At 59.5% G+C, this 23,095-nt stretch carries 23 protein-coding genes; 4 read left to right on the forward strand and 19 right to left on the reverse strand.

Annotation, left to right across the window (positions count from 1 at the left end; translation table 11 throughout):
* Positions 1–28 precede the first annotated feature (28 nt).
* The 12 genes from secF to AB6B39_RS10520 form a co-directional block, all read right to left on the reverse strand.
* Positions 29–1,048, reverse strand: a complete 1,020-nt coding sequence (secF, locus tag AB6B39_RS10465) for a protein translocase subunit SecF (RefSeq protein ID WP_284370625.1) — start codon at positions 1,046–1,048, stop codon at positions 29–31.
* An 11-nt stretch (positions 1,049–1,059) separates the two neighbouring features.
* Positions 1,060–2,703 (reverse strand): protein translocase subunit SecD, encoded by a 1,644-nt coding sequence (secD, locus tag AB6B39_RS10470; protein WP_284370624.1) that lies wholly within the window; start codon positions 2,701–2,703, stop codon positions 1,060–1,062.
* Positions 2,703–3,029, reverse strand: a complete 327-nt coding sequence (yajC, locus tag AB6B39_RS10475; RefSeq protein ID WP_284370623.1) for a preprotein translocase subunit YajC — start codon at positions 3,027–3,029, stop codon at positions 2,703–2,705. The genes secD and yajC overlap by 1 nt, the downstream gene beginning before the upstream one ends.
* A gap of 104 nt (positions 3,030–3,133) precedes the next feature.
* Positions 3,134–3,730, reverse strand: a complete 597-nt coding sequence (locus tag AB6B39_RS10480) for a LysM peptidoglycan-binding domain-containing protein (protein WP_284370622.1) — start codon at positions 3,728–3,730, stop codon at positions 3,134–3,136.
* 57 nt (positions 3,731–3,787) lie between these two features.
* On the reverse strand, positions 3,788–4,612 hold the full coding sequence (tatC, locus tag AB6B39_RS10485) for a twin-arginine translocase subunit TatC (protein WP_284370620.1): 825 nt from the start codon (positions 4,610–4,612) through the stop codon (positions 3,788–3,790).
* On the reverse strand, positions 4,609–4,917 hold the full coding sequence (gene tatB, locus AB6B39_RS10490) for a Sec-independent protein translocase protein TatB (protein ID WP_284370617.1): 309 nt from the start codon (positions 4,915–4,917) through the stop codon (positions 4,609–4,611). The genes tatC and tatB overlap by 4 nt, the downstream gene beginning before the upstream one ends.
* A 9-nt stretch (positions 4,918–4,926) precedes the next feature.
* On the reverse strand, positions 4,927–5,142 hold the full coding sequence (locus AB6B39_RS10495) for a twin-arginine translocase TatA/TatE family subunit (protein ID WP_284370615.1): 216 nt from the start codon (positions 5,140–5,142) through the stop codon (positions 4,927–4,929).
* An 80-nt stretch (positions 5,143–5,222) separates the two neighbouring features.
* Positions 5,223–5,975, reverse strand: coding sequence for an SMC-Scp complex subunit ScpB (scpB, locus tag AB6B39_RS10500; RefSeq protein ID WP_284370613.1), 753 nt, complete (start codon positions 5,973–5,975; stop codon positions 5,223–5,225).
* Entirely contained in the window at positions 5,972–6,802 is an 831-nt protein-coding gene (locus AB6B39_RS10505; protein WP_284370611.1) for a segregation and condensation protein A, read from the reverse strand. Before AB6B39_RS10505 ends, scpB begins: the two co-directional genes overlap by 4 nt.
* Positions 6,803–6,810: 8 nt before the next feature.
* Positions 6,811–7,824 (reverse strand): beta-N-acetylhexosaminidase, encoded by a 1,014-nt coding sequence (nagZ, locus tag AB6B39_RS10510; RefSeq protein ID WP_284370609.1) that lies wholly within the window; start codon positions 7,822–7,824, stop codon positions 6,811–6,813.
* Positions 7,825–8,580: an SPOR domain-containing protein gene (locus AB6B39_RS10515; protein ID WP_284370607.1), complete on the reverse strand. Its 756-nt coding sequence runs from the start codon at positions 8,578–8,580 to the stop codon at positions 7,825–7,827.
* A gap of 117 nt (positions 8,581–8,697) precedes the next feature.
* Positions 8,698–9,903, reverse strand: a complete 1,206-nt coding sequence (locus AB6B39_RS10520; protein ID WP_371398562.1) for a deoxyguanosinetriphosphate triphosphohydrolase — start codon at positions 9,901–9,903, stop codon at positions 8,698–8,700.
* Between the two features lie 56 nt (positions 9,904–9,959).
* Here AB6B39_RS10520 and erpA point away from each other — a divergent pair, with 56 nt between their 5' ends.
* Together erpA and AB6B39_RS10530 are read left to right on the forward strand one after the other, a co-directional pair.
* Positions 9,960–10,313, forward strand: coding sequence for an iron-sulfur cluster insertion protein ErpA (gene erpA / locus AB6B39_RS10525; RefSeq protein ID WP_284370603.1), 354 nt, complete (start codon positions 9,960–9,962; stop codon positions 10,311–10,313).
* Between the two features lie 212 nt (positions 10,314–10,525).
* Entirely contained in the window at positions 10,526–11,440 is a 915-nt protein-coding gene (locus AB6B39_RS10530; RefSeq protein WP_284370601.1) for a hypothetical protein, read from the forward strand.
* On the opposite strand, the gene AB6B39_RS10535 is transcribed toward AB6B39_RS10530, so the two are convergent.
* On the reverse strand, positions 11,437–12,792 hold the full coding sequence (locus tag AB6B39_RS10535; protein ID WP_284370599.1) for a M28 family metallopeptidase: 1,356 nt from the start codon (positions 12,790–12,792) through the stop codon (positions 11,437–11,439). The genes AB6B39_RS10530 and AB6B39_RS10535 overlap by 4 nt on opposite strands.
* Positions 12,793–12,797: 5 nt before the next feature.
* The gene (locus AB6B39_RS10540; RefSeq protein ID WP_284370596.1) at positions 12,798–13,721 is read right to left on the reverse strand and encodes a fatty acid desaturase family protein; all 924 of its coding nucleotides are present in this window, start codon (positions 13,719–13,721) and stop codon (positions 12,798–12,800) included.
* 77 nt (positions 13,722–13,798) lie between these two features.
* On the opposite strand from AB6B39_RS10540, the gene AB6B39_RS10545 reads away from it, so the two are divergent.
* Positions 13,799–14,416 (forward strand): carbonic anhydrase, encoded by a 618-nt coding sequence (locus AB6B39_RS10545; RefSeq protein ID WP_284370594.1) that lies wholly within the window; start codon positions 13,799–13,801, stop codon positions 14,414–14,416.
* 8 nt (positions 14,417–14,424) lie between these two features.
* Here AB6B39_RS10545 and ligA read toward each other — a convergent pair whose 3' ends face one another.
* The 5 genes from ligA to ftsZ form a co-directional block, all read right to left on the reverse strand.
* Positions 14,425–16,458 carry an NAD-dependent DNA ligase LigA gene (ligA, locus tag AB6B39_RS10550; protein WP_284370592.1) on the reverse strand — a complete coding sequence of 678 codons (2,034 nt, stop codon included), beginning with the start codon at positions 16,456–16,458 and terminating at the stop codon, positions 14,425–14,427.
* Complete coding sequence (recN, locus tag AB6B39_RS10555; protein WP_284370591.1) at positions 16,455–18,137, reverse strand: DNA repair protein RecN; 1,683 nt, start codon at positions 18,135–18,137, stop codon at positions 16,455–16,457. The genes ligA and recN overlap by 4 nt, the downstream gene beginning before the upstream one ends.
* A 24-nt stretch (positions 18,138–18,161) precedes the next feature.
* On the reverse strand, positions 18,162–19,010 hold the full coding sequence (locus AB6B39_RS10560; RefSeq protein ID WP_284370589.1) for an outer membrane protein assembly factor BamD: 849 nt from the start codon (positions 19,008–19,010) through the stop codon (positions 18,162–18,164).
* Positions 19,011–19,083: 73 nt separating this feature from the next.
* On the reverse strand, positions 19,084–20,034 hold the full coding sequence (gene lpxC / locus AB6B39_RS10565) for a UDP-3-O-acyl-N-acetylglucosamine deacetylase (RefSeq protein WP_284370587.1): 951 nt from the start codon (positions 20,032–20,034) through the stop codon (positions 19,084–19,086).
* Positions 20,035–20,191: 157 nt separating this feature from the next.
* Entirely contained in the window at positions 20,192–21,667 is a 1,476-nt protein-coding gene (gene ftsZ, locus AB6B39_RS10570) for a cell division protein FtsZ (protein ID WP_284370585.1), read from the reverse strand.
* 165 nt (positions 21,668–21,832) lie between these two features.
* On the opposite strand from ftsZ, the gene AB6B39_RS10575 reads away from it, so the two are divergent.
* A complete protein-coding gene (locus AB6B39_RS10575; RefSeq protein ID WP_284370583.1) occupies positions 21,833–23,074 on the forward strand; it encodes a multidrug effflux MFS transporter in 1,242 nt (413 codons plus the stop codon).
* Positions 23,075–23,095 lie beyond the last annotated feature (21 nt).

A 23,095-nucleotide genomic window follows, 5' to 3' on the forward strand; every position in this document is an offset into this window, starting at 1 on the left:
TGTAGGTATGGAACGCCCCAGATAACGTTCAGACCGTTTTGGCTACGTCGTCTTTCGGGGCGTCGATCCGGGACCCACGCTTGAGCTTGAGGACAAGCAGGAGCGGGCTGGCGACGAAGATGGACGAGTAGGTCCCGACGATCACGCCCCAGATCATGGCGAATGAGAAGCCTTCCAGACCCGGTCCGCCCAGCACATAGAGCGCCGTCAGAGCGAGCAATGTCGTCATCGATGTCAGAATGGTCCGCGACAAGGTGTCATTGATCGAGATATTGATGACTTCGGCCAGCGGCATCTTCTTATATTTTCGCAAGTTCTCCCGAATGCGGTCATAGACGATCACCGTATCGTTGAGGGAGTAGCCGACAATCGTCAGAATGGCCGCGATGATCGCCAGGTTGAATTCGATCTGGAACAGTTCGAATACGCCCAGGGTCAGGATCACATCGTGCAGCAGCGCCGCAACCGCTCCCAGACCGAACTGCCATTCGAAGCGGAACCAGATATAGGCCAAGACAAGGCCAAGCGCGAGCACCACGGCAATAAGGCCCTTGCGCCGCAATTCACCCGAGACTTTGCCTGATACGGTTTCGGTCGAAATCAGTTTCAAATTGTCATACTGTCCTTCGAGGGCCTCGAAGAGAGCGGCCTGCGCCACCTGTTGCGCGTCTGTCTGCGCCTGACGTTCCGCTTCGCCATCGGCCGACGCATCGTCGGAGCCGCCTTCTTCGATCTGGAGCGGCAGGCTGATCCGCAAATAGTCATGGTCGATCAACGATCCAGCCGGCTGCGAAATGTTCTGCACCTGTGAACCTTCGAAGCGTGTCTGAACGAAGTTCTGCACGTCGGCTGGAGGTTCAACACCAAAATCCACCGTCGTCACGACACCACCGGTGAAATCGAGGCCGTAATTGAGGCCCTTGGTGATGAAGAGCGTCATGGAAATGATTACGGCAATAATCGAAATCACCCCGGCGACGAGGCGGGCCGAGATAAACGGAACACGCGGTTCGACCGGCAGAATTCTGACGAGGGAAATGTCACGCATGGCGATAGGTCCTAGATCGGCAGAGATTTGGGCCGCGTACCGCGCAGCCATGTGGCCGTCAGCAGACGGGCAAAGACGACCGCCGTAAAGACGGAGGTCACGATCCCGATCGCCAGCGTCACGGCAAAGCCGCGGACCGGACCGGACCCAACGAAGTAGAGTGTGATTGCGGCAATCAGCGTCGTGATGTTCGCGTCCAGAATGGGCGCGAGCGAACGGCGATAGCCGGTCTCGATCGCACTGACTGGTGGACGGCCATTATGGGTCTCTTCGCGAATGCGTTCGAAGATCAGCACATTGGCATCCACCGCCATACCGATCGTCAGGATGATCCCGGCAATGCCCGGCAGGGTTAGCGTCGCACCGAGCACCGTCAGAGCCGCGGCGATCAGGCCGATATTGGTTGCAAGCGCCAGATTGGCGATCGTGCCGAATCGCAGACCATAGGAAAGCCACATGAAGGCCGCGACGCCCATCAGACCGATGATCGAAGCGACCTGCCCGGCCCGGATCGACGCTTCGCCAAGTTCCGCAGAGACGGTTCGTTCTTCGACGATAACCAGCTTGGCAGGCAAGGCACCAGCATTGAGCAGGCGCGAGAGTTCCGAGGCGGAATCAGGGGTAAAGGATCCTTCGATAAAACCCCGACCGCCCGTAATCGCGCCGCGAATATTCGGCGCTGTGATGATCTCGCCATCCAGGACAACCGCAAAGGGCTTACCGATATTTTTGGCCGTCATCTCACCGAACAGGCGCGAACACCGGAAGTTGAAGCTGAAATTGACGATGGCCGAACCGTTGTCCGGATGAACGCCAGGAGAGCTGTTTTCGAGGCATTCACCGGTAATTCGCGTGCTTTCCTCAACGATCAGGCCGCCTGCCGTATCCTGATGCGGGAAGTAGCGCGTCCCGATACTGGCCAGACGGGCATCGCCCGTTTCAGGATCGAACGTCTGAACGGCCTGCGCCAACGCACGCTCCTGATTACTGTCGGGGTGCACGAGGTGGAAGGACAGGTTGGCCGTCCGGTTGATGGCCGCCTTGATCTCATCGATATTCTTCGCGCCGGGAACCTGCAGCAGAATGCGATCATCGCCTTCGCGTACCAGCGTCATCTCTGTCGTACCTGATGGATCGATCCGGTCGCGCAGGACTTCGATCGATTGCTCGATCGTGCGTTTACGAATAGCCTCGATCTGTGCGTCCGTAATGCGCACGGAGAAACCATCATTGCCGACGGATGTAACTTCGGTCCGGCGCGGCGATCCGATCTGTGTCGGATCGACGGGCGTGCTCATTTCCTGCAGCACGGCCAGCGCCCGGTCCTGATCGGCGGCATTGCGAAGCCGCCCGACGACAAGCCCGTTCTGAATGCGGATCTGATCGCCCTGAATGCGGGGATTGGCATCGCGGAATTCGGTCAGAATGCCCGTCCGCTCATTGACCAGCGCCTGTTGCAGAACTGACGATAGATCGACTTCCAGCAGCATATGCGCGCCGCCTTGCAGGTCGAGCCCCAGATTGATCGTCTTTTGCAGAAATGTCGGAAGCTTGGCGCGCGTGTCCGAATTCATTACATTTGGGGCCGCGAGGATGATCCCCAGAGCAACCAATCCGACGATGAAGATCGTCTTCCAGCGGCTGAAAAATAGCATCAGTCGTTCGCCGCTGACTTGCGATTGCGAACATCAGCGATCATGCTCCGGACGACTTTCACATCCTGGTTCGCGCCCAAGGTCACGACGACTTCGTCTTCGGTGACTTTCTTGACCTTGCCGATCAGACCGCCATTGGTGACAACTTCGTCGCCTCGCACGATCGCCTCGAGCATGGCCCTGTGTTTCTTCATGCGCTGGCTTTGGGGCCGGATCAGCAGAAAGTAGAAGATCAGACCGATAACGGCCAGCATGAGGATCTGGCCCCCAACCGCAGTCCCCGCGCCGCCCGCTGGTGCGGCTTGCTGAATCAGCGTGATAATCATGGTGGCTCCGCCTGCGTCAGGATCGGGGCGTCCGCCCCCGATCAATTCTTTATCGGGCTATATAGAGGCGGAATGTTCAACCGCAAGCAATCGCGGCAGACTGTTTAGTCGATGTCGGTCGATTTCGGTGTGCAAGCCGCAGCCGGAATCTGCAATGACGATCCGATGCGCAGTCTATTGGCGCTCACACCCCGATTTACTGTCATAAAGTCCGCGGGTTTCAGGCAATATCGCCTGGCAATCCCGAAAAGCGTGTCGCCGGACTGGATCATGTAAACGGACTCGCCTGGCTTGGCCTGTGAGGACGATACACCGGATTGATATGTAGCCGGGATGGTCCGGGTCGCTGACTGACTGGGAATCCGCAATGTCTGACCCAGCGCCAGACTGTAGCCTTTCAGCGCATTGACCTGCTGGATGTCGGCAATATTGACGCCATAGCGCTTTGACAAACCATAAAGCGTGTCCCCATCCGCCACGGTGTGCTGGCCATCGGAACTCTCCGTTCCCGCATAGAGCGGGATTTCTATCAGGGGCAGCGCGAATTGATATTGCCCGCCTTTCAGGGCGGCCTGTTGCCGCTCCATGACAGCCGCGTCGATCTTGGCCTGCAACTGATCATCCGACAGCGCGGCACTGTCCTGCGAAAGGGCGGCGCTCGAGAGTGAAGTTAAAACCACGGCGGAGAGAAAAATACGCATGGGACGCTCCGATTAAATCAGGAGCCTTAAAATCGCCCGATCAGGGTTAATATCGGACTAAGATTCCATCCCTTTGGGTTGGTCTTTTCGCTCGACCAGGCGGACGGCCACGATCGACAATTCGTAGAGCAGATAGATCGCCCCGCCGAGGATGAACTGCGTGATCGGATCGGGCGGCGTTGCGAAGGCTGCGAAGACAGCGATGCCGAGCACCGCATATTTACGCCAGCGCCGCAGCTGTTCGGATCGGACGATGCCGGCCCGGCCCAGCAACGACAGAATAACAGGCAGTTGGAAGGACAGGCCAAACGCCAGAAACAAGGTGGTGGAAAGGCTGAGATAATCCGCGATCCTTGGCAGCAGCTTGATCTCCTGCCCACCGCCGATCGCCTGCTGGCCGAGTGCGAATTCCATCACGAAGGGGAAAACGAAGAAAAAGACCAAACTCGCCCCGGCGATGAAAAGAACTGGACTGAGGATCAGATAAGGCAGAAATGCCCCCTTTTCGTTCTTGTAGAGGCCGGGCGCGACAAAGCGATAAAGCTGGTAGGCGAGCACGGGAAAGCCCAACACGACACCACCGAACAGAGCGATTTTCAGCTTCACGAAAAAGGTTTCCAGCGGCTGTGTCGCGATGATCTCCATATCGATCATCGGCTTTCCAGCATCGAGCATGCGCGTATTGTAGCGCAGCAGCGCCTGCTCGAACGGCCAGAGCAGCCATTCCACGATCTTTGCCAGAAATGGGGCGCAGATGACCATGCCGGCAACGACACCGAGCACGCTTTTGATCAGACGTGACCGCAGCTCATTCAGATGGTCGAGCAAAGGGGCGCGCGAGGCTTCGACATCGTCGCTTTCGAGTTTCGCCTGATCTATCACTTTTTGCCCGACGACATGTCCGTGGACTCACGGATTTCTGTATTGATGTCGCGAATATCGTCTTTTAGCTCGTCATCGAGCAGTCCGAGCGATTTCATCTCCGCAATTTCGGCCCTTAGCGCCTTGATTTCATCGTCCGCATCCATTTCATCGAACGCATCGCGGAATTCCTGCCCCATCACACGCAGACGGGCCATGAAGCCACCCAGGGTGCGCATGACTTTGGGAAGGTCTTTCGGTCCGACGACGATCACGGCCAGAAGGACGATGATGACCATCTCTCCGAAACCGAAGGAGGGCAGCATGGCGGCGGCTTAGTCTTTCTTGCGCGGGGTCACATCCAGCGCATCGTCGGCAGGGTCCGTCGCCGCCTCTTTCGTGTCCGAAGCCTCATCCTTGAGGCCTTTCTTGAACGAGGTGATCCCCTTGCCGAGGTCGCCCATGATCGAACTGATCTTGCCGCGCCCACCGAAGACGAGCAGCGCAATGATCAGAATGGCGATGATGCCGATGGGATGAGCTGTAAACATGAGCCCGATGTAGGGGCGGTAGGCGGATGGGTCAATCGCGTGAAGCGGCTCTCACGGCGACAATCGCGTGACAAGACAGCCTAGTCGTCATCATCGGCCAGAAAATCTTCGAAGAAATCCGTGTCTTCCGGTTCCACTTCCAGCGGGTCCTCGTCGGTCGCCAGCGCATCCAGCATGGCGGGCTCTGGCATTTCGAAATCCTTGGGCAGGCGCGGATCCAGCAGACCGGCAGCTTTCAGATCTTCCCGTCCCGGCAGATCGCTGATCTGCTCGAGGTTGAAATGCGCCAGGAAGCCTTCCGTCGTTCCGTACGTGACGGGGCGGCCCGGCGTCCGGCGACGACCGCGCACACGCGCCCAGCCGAGCTCCATCAGCACGTCCAGCGTGCCTTTGGACACAGCCACACCGCGCACATCCTCGATCTCGGCGCGGGTGACGGGCTGGTGGTAGGCGATAATCGCGAGCGTCTCGAGGGCGGCCTTCGAGAGTTTGCGAGGAGCTTCGCGGACATCGACCAGATTGTCGGCCAGATCCGGCGCCGTCTGAAAGCGCCAACGTCCGGCAACATGGACCAGATTGATCCCGCGTCCGGCATAATCATGCTGCAACCGGGCCAACAAGGCTCCGACGTCCACGCCCTTTGGCAGGCGTTCGCGCAATGTGGCCGTATCGATGGGCTCGGAGGCCGCGAACAGCAGCGCTTCCAGGTGGCGGAGATCCGCGTCCGGCGCGGCCTCATCACCCGACTGTTTCAGCCGTTCGGTCAGCTGCACGATATCATCCTCGATACCACGGGACGCCTGATCGAGACGGGAGGAAGTCGGGCGGGTCATGATACATCCTTGGCAGTCGATCGCAGATAGATCGGCTGAAAGGCCGATGACTGACGAAGCTCGATATCGCCTTCCTTGGCAAGTTCCAGTCCGGCCAGCAAAGACGATGCACGAACGGAACTCTGCGGCACATCGGCGGACAGGTCTGTCCGGTCGATCAGACTGTCCAGCGTCGTCCATTCTGTCAGATCTGATCCTGAGGCCGACATGGCGCGCTTCAATCGCAGCCGCGCATCCTCCATGCTCAGCACTTTCGGGCGCGGCAGAGTGTGATGCTTGAACGCCGAGCGGGAGCGGGAGGTCCCGTAGGCTTTCAGCAAGTCGAATAGTTCCGCCTCGAACAGGGGCGTCGTGCGGGACCGCAGGCCTTCGGGCGCGCCGCGGACGTGGACGCTGTGACCCGTCACAGGCAGTCGCATCAGGCCGTCGACCGCGCGGCGCATCGCATCCAGTCTTTCCAGGCGAAAGGCCAGTATCGCCGCCATTTCCTGCGCTTCGGGGGTTTCCAGTTCGGTCTTTTCCGTCGGCAGGATGAGCTTGGATTTCAGATAAGCCAGCCAAGCCGCCATCACCAGATAATCGGCCGCCAGTTCGATCCGCAGGTCCTGAGCGGTCTTGATGAAGTCAATATACTGATCGGCGAGTTCGAGGATCGATACACGCGCCAGATCGACCTTCTGCGTCCGCGCCAGTTCCAGCAGCAGGTGCAGCGGGCCTTCATAGCCGTCAATATCAAGCAGGAGCGCGGCGTCGCTATCCTCCGCTGCGTCCGAAGCCTCGAAGCGAAGGTCCTCCTGAAACGCTTCGTGCGTGTCTGTATCGGCCATCGAAGCCATCATGCGACCTGCATCATCAGCTGGTCGAACTTCGCTTCCGCGTCAGTGCGATCGAAAGTCTGGGGCGAGAGCCGGGAGAGTTCCGCTATCCGGGCACGCTCCAGCGATTTGCCGGACAAACGACGTGCGCCCTCCGCCACCGCCTTCATGTCCGGCAATTTCCCTGAACATTGCAGGGCCACGTCACAGCCCGCCTCGAGCACGGCTGTTGTCTTGGCGGCCAGATTGTTTCCAGTCAGCGCCTTCATGTCCAGATCGTCCGTCATCAACAATCCATCATAGCCGATCCGGTCGCGGATGACAGACTGGATTGCGTGACGCGACAGGGTAACGGGATCGGGGTCGATATCCGATAAAACCACATGCGCCGTCATGGCCATCGGTGCGGCATTCAGCCGTTTGAACGGCACGAAATCACTCTCCGCCAATGTCTGCGCATCCGCGTCGATCCTGGGCAGGGACAAATGGCTATCGACCGTTGCGCGTCCGTGCCCGGGCATATGCTTGATGACAGGGGCAACGCCACCACACATCAAACCGGCCATCGCCGCATGTGCCAGATCGACAATGCGGTCAATGTCGTCGCCGAAGGCCCGGTCGGAGATGATCGGATCGGCACCGGGTTGGGGCAGATCCAGCACCGGGGCGCAGTCCGCGTCGATTCCGACCGCGCGCAAATCGTCCGCAATCAGACGGTAACCCAGATAGGCCGCACGGCGTCCCGCGTCCGGATCCTTCGCATGGACCGCGCCATAAGCGGATGCGCGCGGATAGCGTCGCCAGTGCGGATCGCGTAGCCGCTGGACACGACCACCCTCCTGATCGACGAAGATCAATGCATCGCGCCCGACGGCATCGCGCAAATCGCCGGTCAGGCGTCGAACCTGCGCCCGCGTGTCGATATTGCGGGCGAACAGGATGAAGGCCCACGGGTCGGCATCCCGGATAAATCGCGCTTCATCCGCCGTCAGTGCAGGGCCTGACAGGCCCAGAATGGCCGCAAGCTGCGACACTTAGCGGCGCGTCACAAAACAGGCCTGCCCTGCCGCTTTCAACTGGCGGCAGACATCATCCGCCGCCGACTTGGACGCCAGTCCGGAGACCCGGGCCCGGTAGTAAATCCCCTTCTCCGCCAGATCGACGCGGACGATGTCGCGCTGATAGCCAGACAAGGCGCTGTGGCGGTTTGCGATCGCGTCATAGGTGCGGTCCGCCTCGGCCTGACTGCGCAGCGAAGCGACCTGGACGACCCAGTCCGACGGGGTTGCCGGAGGCTGTGTCGCCGGGGCGGGATCTGGTCGCACGACAGGGGTTTCAACGGGTTGGCGCACAGCTGGTGGGCTGGTTTCGGCCGGCTGCAGCGGTTCGACCGCGACCGGGTCCGTCCCATCATTGGTCGTCTCCGGTGTTATGGTGGTGCGATCGACCGGTGTTTCGGGTTGCGGCAAGGTCACGATGTCGCGGCTGGGTTCCGTACCGGCCATCATATCGAAGACTTCCTTATCCTGATCGGGCACTTGCAGACCGCCGGGATCATCCGGCACGATCTTGAACGGCGTATTATCGGCGGTGATCAGCGGCGGATCGGCCCGGTCGCGAACGCCGGGCTGGTAGATTTTCAGTACGATGAAAGCGACGGCCAGCAGAAGCAGGACACCGATGACCAGCTTGAACAGGCCGGAGCGATCCGATGATCGCGTCACGTCGAAAGGCGTCAGCGGCTCTTCAGCCTGCATGGCCGGATTAAATTCAGGCCCATTCGTCGTCATCCCGCTCTATCCCCTTGCTGTCTAGACCCGGCCTGTGCCTGCTCTGCCTCATGCCATCCCCGGCGCAGACAACCGATAGGGGAATTTGAAGCCAGCGTTAATGGCTTTTTGCAGGGTCTATCGTGAGAGATAGCCGGAGACTGTGAACAGTTTGCGATGTTCCTCAATGGCAAAATTGTCGGTCATGGACGCGATATAGTCCGAGACGACACGAGCGGTCGCAATCTCGTGTGCGCCTCCGGCCTGCGCCTGCTGATCTGTTGGCAGAATGGACGGATCAGCGATGAACAGCTCGAACAGTTCGCCCACCACGCGCGAAGCCTGCCCCATCATGCGATTGACCAGATAGTGTCGGTACATGCGCGTCATCAGAAATTCGCGTAAGGGCCGCTCTTTTTCCCGGAAGTCCGCGCTGAAATCACAGATGGCTTCGGGCAGGTTGCGAATATCGTCCGGACTTTTCGGATCATATTTCTCTAGCCGACGGCGCGTTTCTGCCAGTACATCGGCCACCATGATCCCGATCATGTCCCGCACCGCTTCGTGGATCGTCTTGTCGCGTGAAATATCCGGATAGCGGCGGCGGACATCGACGAAGGCATCTCCGACGAATGGCACATTCATGATATCTTCGATCGTGAACAGACCGGCACGCAAACCATCATCAATATCATGATTGATATAGGCGATATCGTCCGCAATCGCGGCCACCTGCGCTTCCGGACCCGCAAATGTGTGCAGTTCGAGCGCTTCGAAGTCCGGAATGGCGCGCAAGGCCCAAGGCAGCGTTTTCAGATCGGCCTCCCGTCGCACCAGTGGCCCATTATGCTTGGCGATCCCTTCCAGCGTTTCCCAGGTCAGGTTCAGCCCGTCAAATTCGGCGTAGCGTCCTTCCAGATGGGTGACGATGCGCAAGGTCTGCGCATTGTGATCGAACCCGCCATAAGGCGCCATGGCCGCGGATAGTGCGTCCTCTCCGGAATGGCCGAAGGGCGGATGGCCGAGATCATGAGCCAGCGCAAGACACTCGGCGAGATCCTCATCCAAGCCCAGGACGCGTGCAATAGACCGCGCGATCTGACTGACTTCGATGGAATGGGTCAACCGGGTGCGGTAATAATCCCCTTCATGCGCGACAAAGACCTGAGTCTTGCCTTTCAGGCGGCGAAAAGCGGACGAATGGATGATCCGGTCCTTATCGCGTTGAAACGGGCTGCGTTCCGACCCGGATGGCTGCGCGATCGCACGGCCCCGCGCATTATAGGGATCGGACGCATAAGGGGCGCGTGACTGGCGGGTGGGTTTGAAGACTGTCACAGTCAACCTTTCGTTAGCGCCTTTTTTAAGAGGGACTCGCGCGCTATATAGACCTTATGACCATGACCGCCACCGAAACCGCACCAATCACCATGAGCGCTTCTGCCGCCAGGCAGATCAACGCCATTATGGCGAAACAGGGCGCTGACGCGCCAGCGGGCCGCATGTTGCGCGTGGCTGTGGATGGCGGCGGCTGTTCCGGTTTCTCCTACCGGTTCGAATTTGCCGATACGCGCAATGATGACGACCTGCTGATCGAACGCGACGGGGCGAAAATCGTTATCGACGAAATGAGCCTGGAATTCCTCGCAGGCTCCGAAATCGACTATTCGCGGGAAATCATCGGCGCGGCTTTCAAGATCAACAATCCAAATGCGACGGCGAATTGCGGCTGCGGCACGAGTTTTTCGATCTAGGCGCAATCCGCCGACAGCCTCGAATTTGACGGATCGCCGCCCTCTCGCCTAGCTTGTACATCAAGGAGCGAGACATGCGACAGGCGATAGTTACGATGGCGGTGTCCGGCTGTGCCGCGATAGGTGGCTGCGCAACGCAAACTTCCCCGACATACACAGCCAGCGATGTTAAAGTCGCTACGGCGACGGATAAGGCAGCGGGGACAAGTCTTGTGACCAAGACGTCCCGTTTTGAAATCCATGCCGACCCGTGGCTATCGCTGCACCATCTCGCCTTTCACTATGCGCGCAATGATAGCGGACTGCGGGTGCGAGGCTATACACCGCTGACGCATGACGATCTGGATGCCTTCACGCCGGACGTCGTCGCGGCCTTCGAGCCCGTCGCCAAGGCCTATGAACCCTATTACGAGATGTCATTGCTGCGTAGCGCGCCCTTGCGTTATTCTTCCGTGGCGATCGTCATGGGCGGCGTCGACAGCCTGGAAGACCCTGCGTTGAAACAGGCACTGATTGACGTCATGCCTGTTTACAAAACACATTTCTGGGATCGTCATGAAGCAGCTGCCCAGCGACTGATCGACAGTTTTTCAGCCGATCTGCACCATCATGGCGACGACATGGCCCGTCGTCTGACGGATTATCTGGAGTCAGACTGGTCCAGCGAGCCGATGCGGGTCGACATCGTCCCCTATGCGAGCTGGGCCGGTGCCTATACGGGAACGCGGCCCGTCAACCATCTCACCATCGGTGCGCTCCAGGATATGGCTCTGGACAGCAGTTTCGAAACCCTGTTTCACGAAGCGTCTCACGCATCTCCCATGTCCGACCAGCTCGACGCGGCTGAGAAAGCCGCATTTGCAGCGTCCGGTCTGGACATGAACCGCTACTGGCATGCCCTGCTCTGGTATGCGTCGGGACGTGCTGCGATGGAAACGCTGGGTGAGCCCTATCAGCCGATCTATGTCACATCCGGTCGCCTGACGGATCCCAAATGGGGACCAGTCTATCAGTCACTCGACGCCGTCTGGGATGAGCATGACACATTGCAGGCACGGGCGATCGCAGCCGCAAAACGCGTCGTCGCCCTGCAAGCTGGGACGCCCGAAGAAAACCGGTCTGACTAGAAGCGCCCTGCAGGCCCCGGGAAGACGACCGGTGTCTCACTGCCGTCCTTGGCGACTGCGCTGACGCCGAAGAAATAGTTGTCGATCACCAGATTATCGAACGTCCACTCATTGACGTTGCCGATATAGCGCGAGCGGGTCCATTCAGGGTCCGTCGTCAGCCGCCAGTGGACGCGATAGCCAGCCAGATTGCCTGCATTTTCAGGCGTTTCCCACGTCATTTTGGCGGATGGCTGCACCGCGCCTTCGATTGCGACATTGGCCGGAAACGGCGGCGCGCCAGCCATTCCCGCGAGCGTGATCATGTTCAGGCCCGTCAGCTTGGCGGCATAATCCTCGTCAACGCCGTCCATTGTGTCGCCATAGACAACGCCGTCTTCCGTACGCAAATCCTGATGCTGGCGATCATAATGTTCGTGCGTTTCCATGATGCGGACGCCCGGGATTCCGACCTGATTGAAGGGCCGATGATGACCGCCGCGCCCGAAGCGATCCAGACGGTAGACCATCATCACGTTCAGATTGGTCATGTACTGATCGGCCTGCGCCTTGACGTAGCGCGCCAGATTGCGCGACGGGCTGTCGACTTCGCCGCCGGTAAAGCGGCGGCTGCGGGCTTCCTGCTCGGTTTCGACGAAGCGTGTGCCCTCGGAGAAGACTCGCGCGGTCGTATTGTCGATCACGCCGTCAATTCCGCTAATGTTTGAGATCATATCGTTGTTCAGGACGCCTTTGATCTCCCAGCCCTGCGCCAGCGCATGGGCAGCGACGATTTCACCGCCAAACAGGCCCTGCTCTTCCCCCGAAAGGCCCGCATAGATGATGGACCCGGCAAACTGATATTTGGACAGGATGCGCGCGGCTTCGATCGCGCCGGCCATGCCCGAGGCATTGTCATTCGCACCGGGTGAGTCGGATGTGCCGTTAAGCGGGTCTGTCACCCGACTATCAATGTCGCCGCTCATCATGACGAACCGGTTCGGATCCGTCGTGCCACGCTGAATGGCCAAGACCGACACCACATCCGTTGGATCGGGAATGCGCCGTTCGCCACTGATTGTGTCCGACACGTAGATCACTTCGAGACAGCCACCGCAGTCTGCGCTGATCTGTTCGAACTCGTCGTAGATCCAGCGCCGTGCAGCGCCGATGCCGCGTGTGTCGCTCTGTGTCTCTGAGAGCGTGTGGCGCGTGCCGAAGTCAACCAGAGTCTGAATGTCGGCGCGAATACGGTCCGGGCTGGCCGCCGTCGCAATATCATAGAGCGCGGTCACTTCTCCGGGTGGTGCAGGTTGCGCCGATGCAGGCATGGCAATCAGCGCAACCGCGCTGGCAAGAAGAAGAGAGCGCATAGTTTTCACCCTGTTGCGGCGAGTTTCAGAACCTGTCGATAGGATGGCTGGATTTCCATCTCACCATGCTGCGCCGCCATGGCGCTGTGCAAATGCGGCAACTGCCAGCACGGCACATACATATAGGCGTGATGCTCGACATGATAGTTGACCCAGTAGGGCGCGAGAAAAACACGCGCCAGCCAACCCGCTTTCGTCGTCCGCGCCTGTGTCAGAACATTGCCGTCCGTCGTGGTCAGCGCATGTTCGGCGATATTGCGGTTACGCAGCACAGCCATGAACCAGGTCGCCAGCGGTAGCAGCCAGAGAACCGGATAGATCCACCAGTGACCCGTTGCGGCGAGTCCCGCAAACAGGACGGCGTTGGTCACCAGCGTCGGCACCGGCGAGGTTTTCTGGAAGGCCTCCATCCCCGGCTCCGGTGCCGCTTTCAGTCCCGCCATGCGCAGCCGAAAGAACGTCTGCCCGGTCAGATCGCGGATGAACTTCCGGCGCAGGCTCGCCCGCGTCACGGGAAACTTGGCCGAGAGCGGCAAATCCGGATCATCGTCGGACTGAGTGTAGCGATGATGTTTCAGATGATAATGCCGATAGGCAATCAGATCGCCCCCATAAGGCGCCGCCAGCAGCCACTTGCCGACAAATTCGTTGAGGACGCGGGTCTTGAATAGAACCCCGTGCGCGGCATCGTGCATCAGGATCGCCATGCCGTGCTGCCGGGATCCGACCAGCAGGATCGCGAGCAGCAGGGTCAGCGGGTGGGTCCAGACCGCGGCCATGACCCAGGCCGCGATGATCACACCCCAGACATGCAATGTCAGCCAGAGGCCCCATAGATCGGACCGCCGGGACAGCGCTTGAACGGTCTCGCGACGCAGATATGAGGCAGACGCTCCCATGCGGGCAAATTGCGCGTCATGATCAGTCAAGTCAATGCGGTGCCTTCACCCGGCTTGACCCGCCGACAAGGCGGGATAGAACAGCCCAAAACGTAAAGATTGGGACCATGCCGGATAAGTTAATCAAAGGGTATCGCGAGTTTCGCCTCTCCGATTTCGAAGAGCAGAAGAATCTCTACGAAACGCTCGGCAGGAGCGGACAGTCGCCGCGCGTCATGCTGATCTCATGCTCCGACAGCCGGGTCGATCCGACCGACATCTTTCACGCCTACCCTGGCGAGATGTTCGTGCTGCGCAATGTCGCGAATATCGTGCCTCGCGGCGATGTCGAAACACCGACCCCGAGTACGGCAGCTGCGCTGGAATATGCGGTCAACATTCTCGGGGTGAAGGTCATCCTTGTCATGGGTCATGAGAGCTGCGGCGGGATCGAGGGGTGCCTGAACGGGATCGAAGACGGCTATGTCGGCGCATGGATCCGGCATTTGTCCCCCGCACGCGACCGGATACTGGCGCGGGGCTTGACGGGCAAGGATGCACAGACCGAACTGGAGCTGGAAGCCGTGCGGATGAGCCTGCAGAACCTGATGAGTTTCGACTTCATCGCGCAAAAGGTGCGCGACGGAGAACTCGTCCTCCAAGGGGCCTATTTCTCGATCATATCGGCCAAGCTGCTGATGATGGAACGCACCGGGGCCTTCGCCGAAGTCAGCCCGACCGAATAGTCGCCGGCCTACAGTCCGATCAGTTCCAGCCACTCATCCTCCGTCAGGACGGCAACGTCGAGCGCTTCGGCTTTTTTCAACTTGCTGCCCGCACCGGGACCTGCGACCAGATAATCGGTCTTGCCAGAGACGGATCCGGCCACTTTCGCGCCCAGTGCCTGCGCTCTTACCTTGGCTTCATCGCGTGTGAAACGTTCCAGTTTGCCAGTAAACACGACGGTCTTCCGGGCGACAGGCGATCCCGTGTCGACGGCTTCGACATCCTCCACTGAAACCTGTTCCAGCAGGCGATCAAGCGCGTCACGCGACTGGTCCCCATGCAGGAAATCGTACAGCGCCGTGGCTGCCGCCTGACCGATACCGTCAATCGTCAGCATCTCGTCAATTCCAGCTTTGGCACTCTGATACAGAGAGTGCCAATCGCCGAAATGCCGCGCCAGAAGGTTCGCATTCCCCTGCCCGACATGACGAATCCCGAGTGAACGCAGAAAGCGCGGCAGAGCGACAGTGCGGCGCTCTTCAATCGCCCGGAACAGGGCCTGCGTGCTTTTTTCACCGAAGCCTTCACGAGCTTCGAGTTTCAAAGTGTCATTGCGGTCCCGCAGCGTGAAGATATCCGCAGGCTCGCGCACATCGCCGCGCTCATAGAAATCCTCGATCTGTCGCTCACCCAGTCCGTCAATGTCCATGGCTGGTCGGGAGACGAAATATTTCAGATATTCCTTGGCTTGTGCAGGACAGGATAGCGTATTGACGCAGCGTCGAACAACATCGCGCTTCCCTTTCTCATCAACAGCCCGGATGGCGTCCGATCCGCAGGACGGGCATACCTTGGGATAGATGAATGGCTCTCCGCCGCCGTCCTCGACGACTTCAAGGATTTGCGGGATCACATCGCCGGCCCGCTGAATGCGCACGACGTCCGCTGGCTTAACACCCAGACGCGCAATCTCGTCTTCGTTGTGTAGCGTCGCATTGGAGACAAGCACGCCACCGACATTGACGGGCTGAAGACGCGCCAAGGGTGCCAGCGCGCCGGTGCGGCCAACGTTAATATCGATACCGAGCAAGGTCGTGATCGCTTTTTCGGCTGGGAATTTATGCGCGATCGCCCAACGTGGCGCCCGGCCCGCAAAGCCAAGCCGTTCCTGCCAATCCAGACGGTCAACCTTGTATACGACCCCGTCAATATCGTAGCCGAGATCCGCGCGTTGCGCTTCGATCGATCCGTAATGCTGTATCAGATCGCCCGGCTGACGATGTTTCCGGGTCAGATCGTTGACCTGAAAACCCCAGTCCTGAAGTCGCCGAACCGCATCATACTGCGTCGCGGCGATCGGCTCGCTGACCTCACCCCAGGCATAGGCAAACATGCGCAACGGGCGCTCTGCCGTGACGCGGTGATCGATCTGGCGCAGACTGCCTGCAGCCGCATTGCGCGGGTTCATATAGAGTTTGTCGCCGGCCTTTTCCTGTCGGACATTCATGGCCGCAAATGCGTCATGCTCGATATAGACTTCGCCGCGCACCTCCAGAACGTCCGGCCAGCCTTTACCTTCAAGCTTTTTCGGAATGTCGTCCAGTGTGCGGAGGTTCCGGGTCACGTTCTCGCCGACCCTGCCGTCGCCGCGCGTGGCCCCCTGCACGAGTTGCCCTTTTTCATAGCGGATAGCGGCGGACAGACCGTCGATCTTGGGCTCCGCCGTGAACGCCATGATCTCTGTTTCGGGCAGGCCGAGAAAGCGGCGGGCCCGGCTCGCCCAGTCATGGACATCGTCATCGGTAAACGCATTGTCGAGGCTCAGCATTGGCACGACGTGACTGATCTTTCCGAAGCGCCCGGCTGGGGTCGATCCAACCGTCTGCGTCGGGCTGTCCGGATGGATCAGTTCGGGATGGAGGTCCTCCAAGGCACGAAGTTCCATGCGGAGCGCGTCATACTGTGCATCCGTCAGCTCCGGGGCATCATCCTGATAATAAGCCGCATCCGCTGCCTTTATCCTGGCGACCAGATCGTCATAGGCGGCCTGCTTTTCCTTCATGCTGTCGGGTCCATCAATTGCCGCGCCGCCGCCCGGGCCGCATCGGTAATCGTGGCGCCAGCCAGCATGCGGGCAATCTCTTCTTCGCGTTCGGACTCCGAAATGGCGTGGACTTGCGTCGTCGTCGTCGCGTCGGCGGAGGTCTTTTCGATGCGGAACTGATGGTCAGCTGCTGCTGCGACCTGAGGACTATGCGTCACGACGAAAACCTGCGCCGTTTCGGACAGTTTGGCCAGACGCCGCCCGACCGCCGCCGCAACGGCGCCGCCAACACCCTGATCAACTTCGTCAAAGACCATTACGCTTTGCGTCCGCGCGGCCAGCGCGACCTTGATCGCCAATGCAAAGCGCGCCATTTCGCCGCCAGATGCAATCCGGTCGAGAGGCCCCAGCGGCGTGCCCGGATTGGTCGACACGGTGAAACGAACCTGATCCATTCCAGCCGCCGTTTCCGAGGCTGGCGCAATGTCCGTGACAAATCGGGCCCGGTCCATCTTCAGGGGCGGCAGTTCGGTCGCCACAGCCTTATCCAGCAAATGGGCCGCCTTTTGCCGCGCTGCCGTCAATGTCCCCGCGGCCTGATCATAACGCTGCTTCGCAGCGTCCCGTGCCGCCTTCACGGCCTGAATATCGGCATCGACTGTTTCGATGTCACTTAGTTCCTGTGCGAATGCAGCCCGCTTGCCGATGAGCTGCCCGATCGGAACACCATATTTTCGCGACGCCGCCCGCAGGGCGAACAAACGCTCCTCGACCTGTTCAAGCTTTCCGGGCTCGACATCGAATGTTTCGGCGGCGTGACCGACCGCGGCGCGCGCTTCATTGGTTTCCAGCAGCGCTCTTTCCAGACCATCGGCAGCGGCCTGCAGTGTTGTGGCCGCACGGCCTTCCCCGTCGCCAAACTTCGCCCGCACGCGTTCGATCCCGCTCAAAGCGCGCGTCAGACGCTGTTCGAATTCTCCCCCTTCACCGAGCGTATCTTGCGCGGCCGTTAGCTCGGTCAGCGCCCCTTCAGCCCCTTGCAGAAAGCGGCGCTGCTCGACCAGCGCATCCTCTTCGTCTGCGCGCGGATCGAGCCTGTCGAGTTCCGCCATGGCCGCGACGAGAAAGTCCCTGTCGTCCCCGGCCTTGGCTTGTCGCGCCAGCAATGTGTCGAGTTTCGTCTGGGTGTCGCGCCGGTCCTGAAACGCGCTCCACACGGTCAGCAAGACGTCGTCATAGCCGCCAAACATATCGAGCAACCCCATATGCGTCTGCGGATCCAGCAGTCCACGTCCGTCATGCTGACCATGGACTTCCAGCAACAGCAGTCCGATGCGAGACAGGACTTTGACGCCCACCAGCTGGTCATTGACATAGGCCCGTGAACGGCCATCCGCAGACACGACACGTTTCAGGCGCAAATCCTCTGCCGCATCGCCGTCAATGTCATTGTCGGACAGGAGTCCCCAGACAGGGTGATCTGCGGACAATGTGAAACTGGCCGTCGTCGAGGCCTTGTCGGTTCCGGCCCGGACCAGACCGCGATCAGACCGCGCCCCGGCAGCCATACCCAATGCGTCGAGCAGAATGGACTTCCCGGCCCCGGTTTCACCCGTCAGCGCAGTCAGCCCCGCTTCGAAGGTCAAATCGAGGCTTTCGATCAGGACGACATTGCGGACAGACAGGCCGTTGAGCATGCAGCAGCTTTCCTTCCACGCACTCTAGAAGAGACGGTCGCGGAGCCTCTCAAAATAACCGCGATCACGGGGTTTGGTGATCTCGTCGTCCAGATCGACACCATATTCCGCCAGCAGCGCGTAGCTGTCTGCGTACCATTCGCTCTGCGGGTAGTTATAGCCGAGTACGGAGCCCACTTTGCGGGCCTCTTCGATGACGCCCAGCGTCACATAGGCCTCGACCATGCGGTGCATGGCCTCTTCCACCTGTGACGTCGTATCATAGTCGCGTACGACATTCTTGAACCGTATGATGGCGGCAAGCGGCTGGTTCTGGCGCAGATAGAAGCGGCCCACGGACATTTCCTTACCGGCCAAGTGGTCCTGCGTCAGTTCCAGTTTCAGACGCGCGTCGCGCGCATAATCGGATTCCGGGTAGCGACGGACAACCTGCTGCAAAGCGGAGGCCGCATTCACAGTCGTTTCCTGATCCCGACCGACATCATAGATCTGGTCATAGAAATTGATGGCAATCAGATAGTAGGCGTAAGGCGCAGAATCGGAGCCGGGATGCAGGCCGATATAGCGCTGCGCCGTCGCAATACTGTCTTCGTAATCAGCAGCCCGATAGGAAGCATAGGAACTCATCAACAGCGCCCGACGCGCCCATTCCGAAAATGGGTGCTGACGTTCGACTTCTTCGAAAAAGAGCTTGGCTTCATCCCAGCGCCCCTTTTCGAGTCGTTCCACGGCCTCGTTATAGATCAGTTCCGCAGGGCGCTCGATATAAGCCAGCCGCTCACCCCTGTCGCCGCCGATACCAAGGGTCGAGCATGCCGAAAGCACCATGACGGCCGATAATGCCAGCAGGCCTTTTATAAGTGTTGAGGTCATCGGAATCCCGTGCGCACAAAAGTGTGTCGCTGGCTCTTAGCGGGCGCGTTCAATAGACGAAAGTGAGAATATCTTAAGCCGGAACGGCAATCGCAGAGTTCGGCCCGGTCAAATCGCGCAATCTGGCCTTCATCATGGCAATAATCGCCTTCGTCCCCGGCAAGGACACATAATCCCAGGCATCACCCGTCGCGAACAATTTGGTCAGCAGATCATGGTTGAGACCGTGACCCGATTTTACAGTCGTGACCCGGCCCAGAATGGGACCGCCAAGATACATGTCGCCCATCAGGTCCAAAGCCTTGTGGCGAACGAATTCATCATCGAAGCGCAGACCGCCGGGATTGAGAACAGCGCCATCTTCGACCACGACCGCATTATCCAGCGAGCCGCCCTTGGACAGACCGGCCTCTTGCAGGGCGGCGACCTCATGCATGCGGGCAAAGGTCCGCGCCGACGCCAGTCGTTCACGAAAGGCCCGGACGTCTGGTGCGATTTGCAGACGCTGTCGCCCGATGGCCGGATCGTCAAAGTCGATCGTCACATCCAGCTCGAACGCATCACAGGGCTCGATCCGAGCCGACCCGTAGCCGTCGGATACTTCGATCGGTTTCAGGATACGGACGTAACGACGAGCCGCCGCCTGACGCTCAAGGCCGACCTGTTCGATCAGTTTCAAAAAGGGTTCCGCCGAGCCATCGAGCGCCGGCAGTTCAGGCCCATCAAGTTCGATCAGAAGATTATCGACCCCGGCTGCGCATAGAGCGGCGATAAGGTGTTCGATCGTGGAGACTCCAATTCCGGCTGCATTGGAAATGGTCGTGCAGTTCCGGACGCCCGTAACGGATTCAGGCGTGACCGGAATCAGATTGTCGCGGTCCGTAATGTCGCTGCGACGGAACATCAGACCCGTATCGGGCGCAGCAGGCGTCATCACCAATCGCGTCTGCTGTCCGCCATGAAGCGAAATACCGGCGCAGACTGCCGGAGCGCGAAGCGTAGATTGTCGTCTGACATTGGCCATAGAGGTTCTCGCAAGTTTGCTACGGCGTGTAACGCGCGAGAACAAGCAACGCTCCGTGACGCAATGTTACGAAGCAATGTCATTGAAATTGTTGAAAACTTATCCCGAAAGGGGAATCGAAATCAAACCATCGCCTGTCAGGCGAATATGGGGCGCTTTAGCGGTTTTGACGCCTCAGAAAGCTCGGAATTTCAAGCTCGTCATCCATGTCATCGCCGAACAGATCGCCTGATCGGCTTTTGGTTTCTGTGGCGCGCGGCTCCGGCGTTGCAACCGGACGGCGCGATTTTCGTCCCCAGAGACCGAAGGGACGCCGTGTTTCTGCAGCTACAGGGGTTTCCGGCACGGCGGGTGCCGCGATCGGTACGACTGGCTGGATCTGCGGTTGAACCTCGGCGACAGGCGTCACGCCTGCCGATGGAGGCGTCGGAGCGGGCTGCGCACTGCCGCCCTGAACGCGTGGCGGATAGGCTGTGTCGTTTCGCGACTGGAATGGCGGCGGGCCGTTGACTGCGATCGGTTCCGCGACAGTTTCGTCCTCGAAACCGTAGTCCTTGTAGGCGGCGCGGGCTTCGGCCTCGGCCTTTTCGTGTGCACCCAGTTCGACGATCGGGGCCGGTTCGGCAACAGGCGCTTCGGTGAAGCGGCCCGGCGATTCAGCCCGGATCGCAGCATCCACACCCGTCGCGACGACGGACACGCGCACGACACCGTCCAGCGCCGCATCCAGCGCCGAGCCGACGATGATATTGGCATCTTCGTCGACTTCGTTGCGAATCATCTGCGCAGCTTCGTCCACTTCGTAAAGCGTGAGGTCGTCACCGCCCGTAATATTGATCAGAACACCTTTCGCGCCCTTGAGCGACACGTCATCGAGCAGCGGATTGTTAATGGCCTTCTGTGCGGCTTCGACGGCGCGTGATTCGCCGGTCGCTTCGCCCGTCCCCATCATGGCCTTGCCCATTTCGTCCATAACCGTGCGGACATCGTTGAAATCGAGATTGATCAGGCCGGGCACGACCATGAGGTCGGTCACACCGCGAACACCGGAATAAAGCACTTCGTCGGCCAGCTGAAAGGCATCAGCCATTGTGGTGCGCTCTGTCGCAACACGGAACAGGTTCTGGTTCGGAATGGTGATCATCGTATCGACGGAGGCGTAGAGATTTTCGATCCCCTGATCCGCCAGTTTCATGCGGCGCGAGCCTTCGAACATGAAGGGTTTGGTGACAATGCCGACGGTCAGAATGCCGCGATCGCGGGCTGCACGTGCAATGACGGGGGCTGCGCCTGTCCCGGTGCCACCGCCCATACCAGCGGCAACGAAGAGCATGTGCGCGCCGTCCAGATGCACCAGAATTTCGTCCAGGCTTTCTTCGGCGGACTGCTCGCCAACCTCAGGCCGCATACCGGCACCCAGACCCTGGGTGATCCCGGAACCCATCTGCACCCGACGATCAGCCTTGGAGAGCGCCAGAGCCTGAGCGTCCGTATTGGCGACGACGAATTCGACCCCGTCCAGGCCGGCCTCGATCATATTGTTGACGGCGTTCCCTCCGGCCCCGCCAACGCCGATGACGACGATACGCGGCTTGAGTTCAACGGATTGCGGCATTTGGAACGTGATCGGCATCGACAGCACCCAATATGGTCAACGTATAGTTAAGTGTGTCTCGCCCGAAATGATTAACGGGCCGTTTAGACGTGCCATTCTTTCGCTGTGATGCCCCGCTTTTATGATGCTCTGACTTGCGATTTTGCAATTGCTAAGCCTCGGCACCGGGCCTAGTCGCCATGAATGAGCGATCCCGCCACACATCCCAAAGCCCCTGAGAGTACTCTCAATATCGGCATGCGCGAGTTCGTGGCCATGATGGCGGCTATCTTTGGGCTGCAGGCCCTGGGCATCGACATCATGCTGCCCGCGCTGGAGCAGATCGGGACCTTTTACCAGATCGCCGATCCGAATGATCAACAATGGATCGTCGTCGCATTTGTTCTCGGATTTGGTTTTCCGCAGCTCATCTGGGGACCTGTTGCTGATCGGTACGGTCGCAAGATTCTATTGCAATGTTCGCTCGTCGGCTATGCCATTTTCGGCATTGCCTGCATGTTTGCGCCAAGCTTCGAGATGCTACTACTCTTCCGTTTGCTGCAGGGCATCAGCTGCTCAGGGACGCGGGTCAGCGCCGGCGCGATCATCCGCGATGTCTCCGCTGGCCGTGCCATGGCCCGAATCATGAGCTTGGTTTTCACGGTTTTCATGGTCGTTCCGATCCTTGCGCCCGGCATCGGCACGCTGATTATCGCCTTGATGGGCTGGCCGTGGACATTCGGGATGCTCGGCGTGTTTGCCTTCCTTGTCTTCTTCTGGACGGCATTCCGATTGCCCGCGACCATGAAAGAACCGCGTCCGATCAATCTGGCCAATGTGGTAGACGGATTTCGCCGTGTCTTCAGCCACCGGACAAGCTTCGGCTATATGTGCGCCTCGGGCGTGATCTTCGGTTCGCTCTTTGCCTTCATTGCTGCCAGCGAGCAGGTGTTTGACGAAGTCTTTGACCGCGCCGACCTGTTCTGGGCGTATTTCGCCGGCATTGCGGGCGGCCTCGCCGTCATGAACTATCTGAACTCCCGCGTTGTCGAACAGCTCGGCATGCGGCGGATCAGCCATACCATGGTGATCATCTTCATCCTGTCGGCTGGTCTGAACCTCGCCTATATGCAGTTCATCGGGCAGAATTTCTGGGTGTTCTACACCTTGTTCATCGTCAGTTTTGCCTGTTTCGGCATGATGGGCGCGAACTTCGCCAGCCTGGCGCTCGAACCGATGGGTGATATCGCCGGGACCGCCAATGCGGTTTATGGCTTCTTCACCTCCACCGGGGCGAGCCTGATCGGCCTGTTCATCGCGCAGCAGTTCAACGGCACCGTTATACCGATCCTGATCGGCTTCGTCGGCCTGGGCCTGACATCGCTCACCATTATTCTGATCACGGAGCGTGGAAAATTGTTCGAAATCGGCGCGGGTAAGGCATAAAAAAGCCCTCGCCGAAGCGAG

Source organism: Algimonas porphyrae (assembly GCF_041429795.1).
GTDB lineage: Bacteria > Pseudomonadota > Alphaproteobacteria > Caulobacterales > Maricaulaceae > Litorimonas > Litorimonas porphyrae.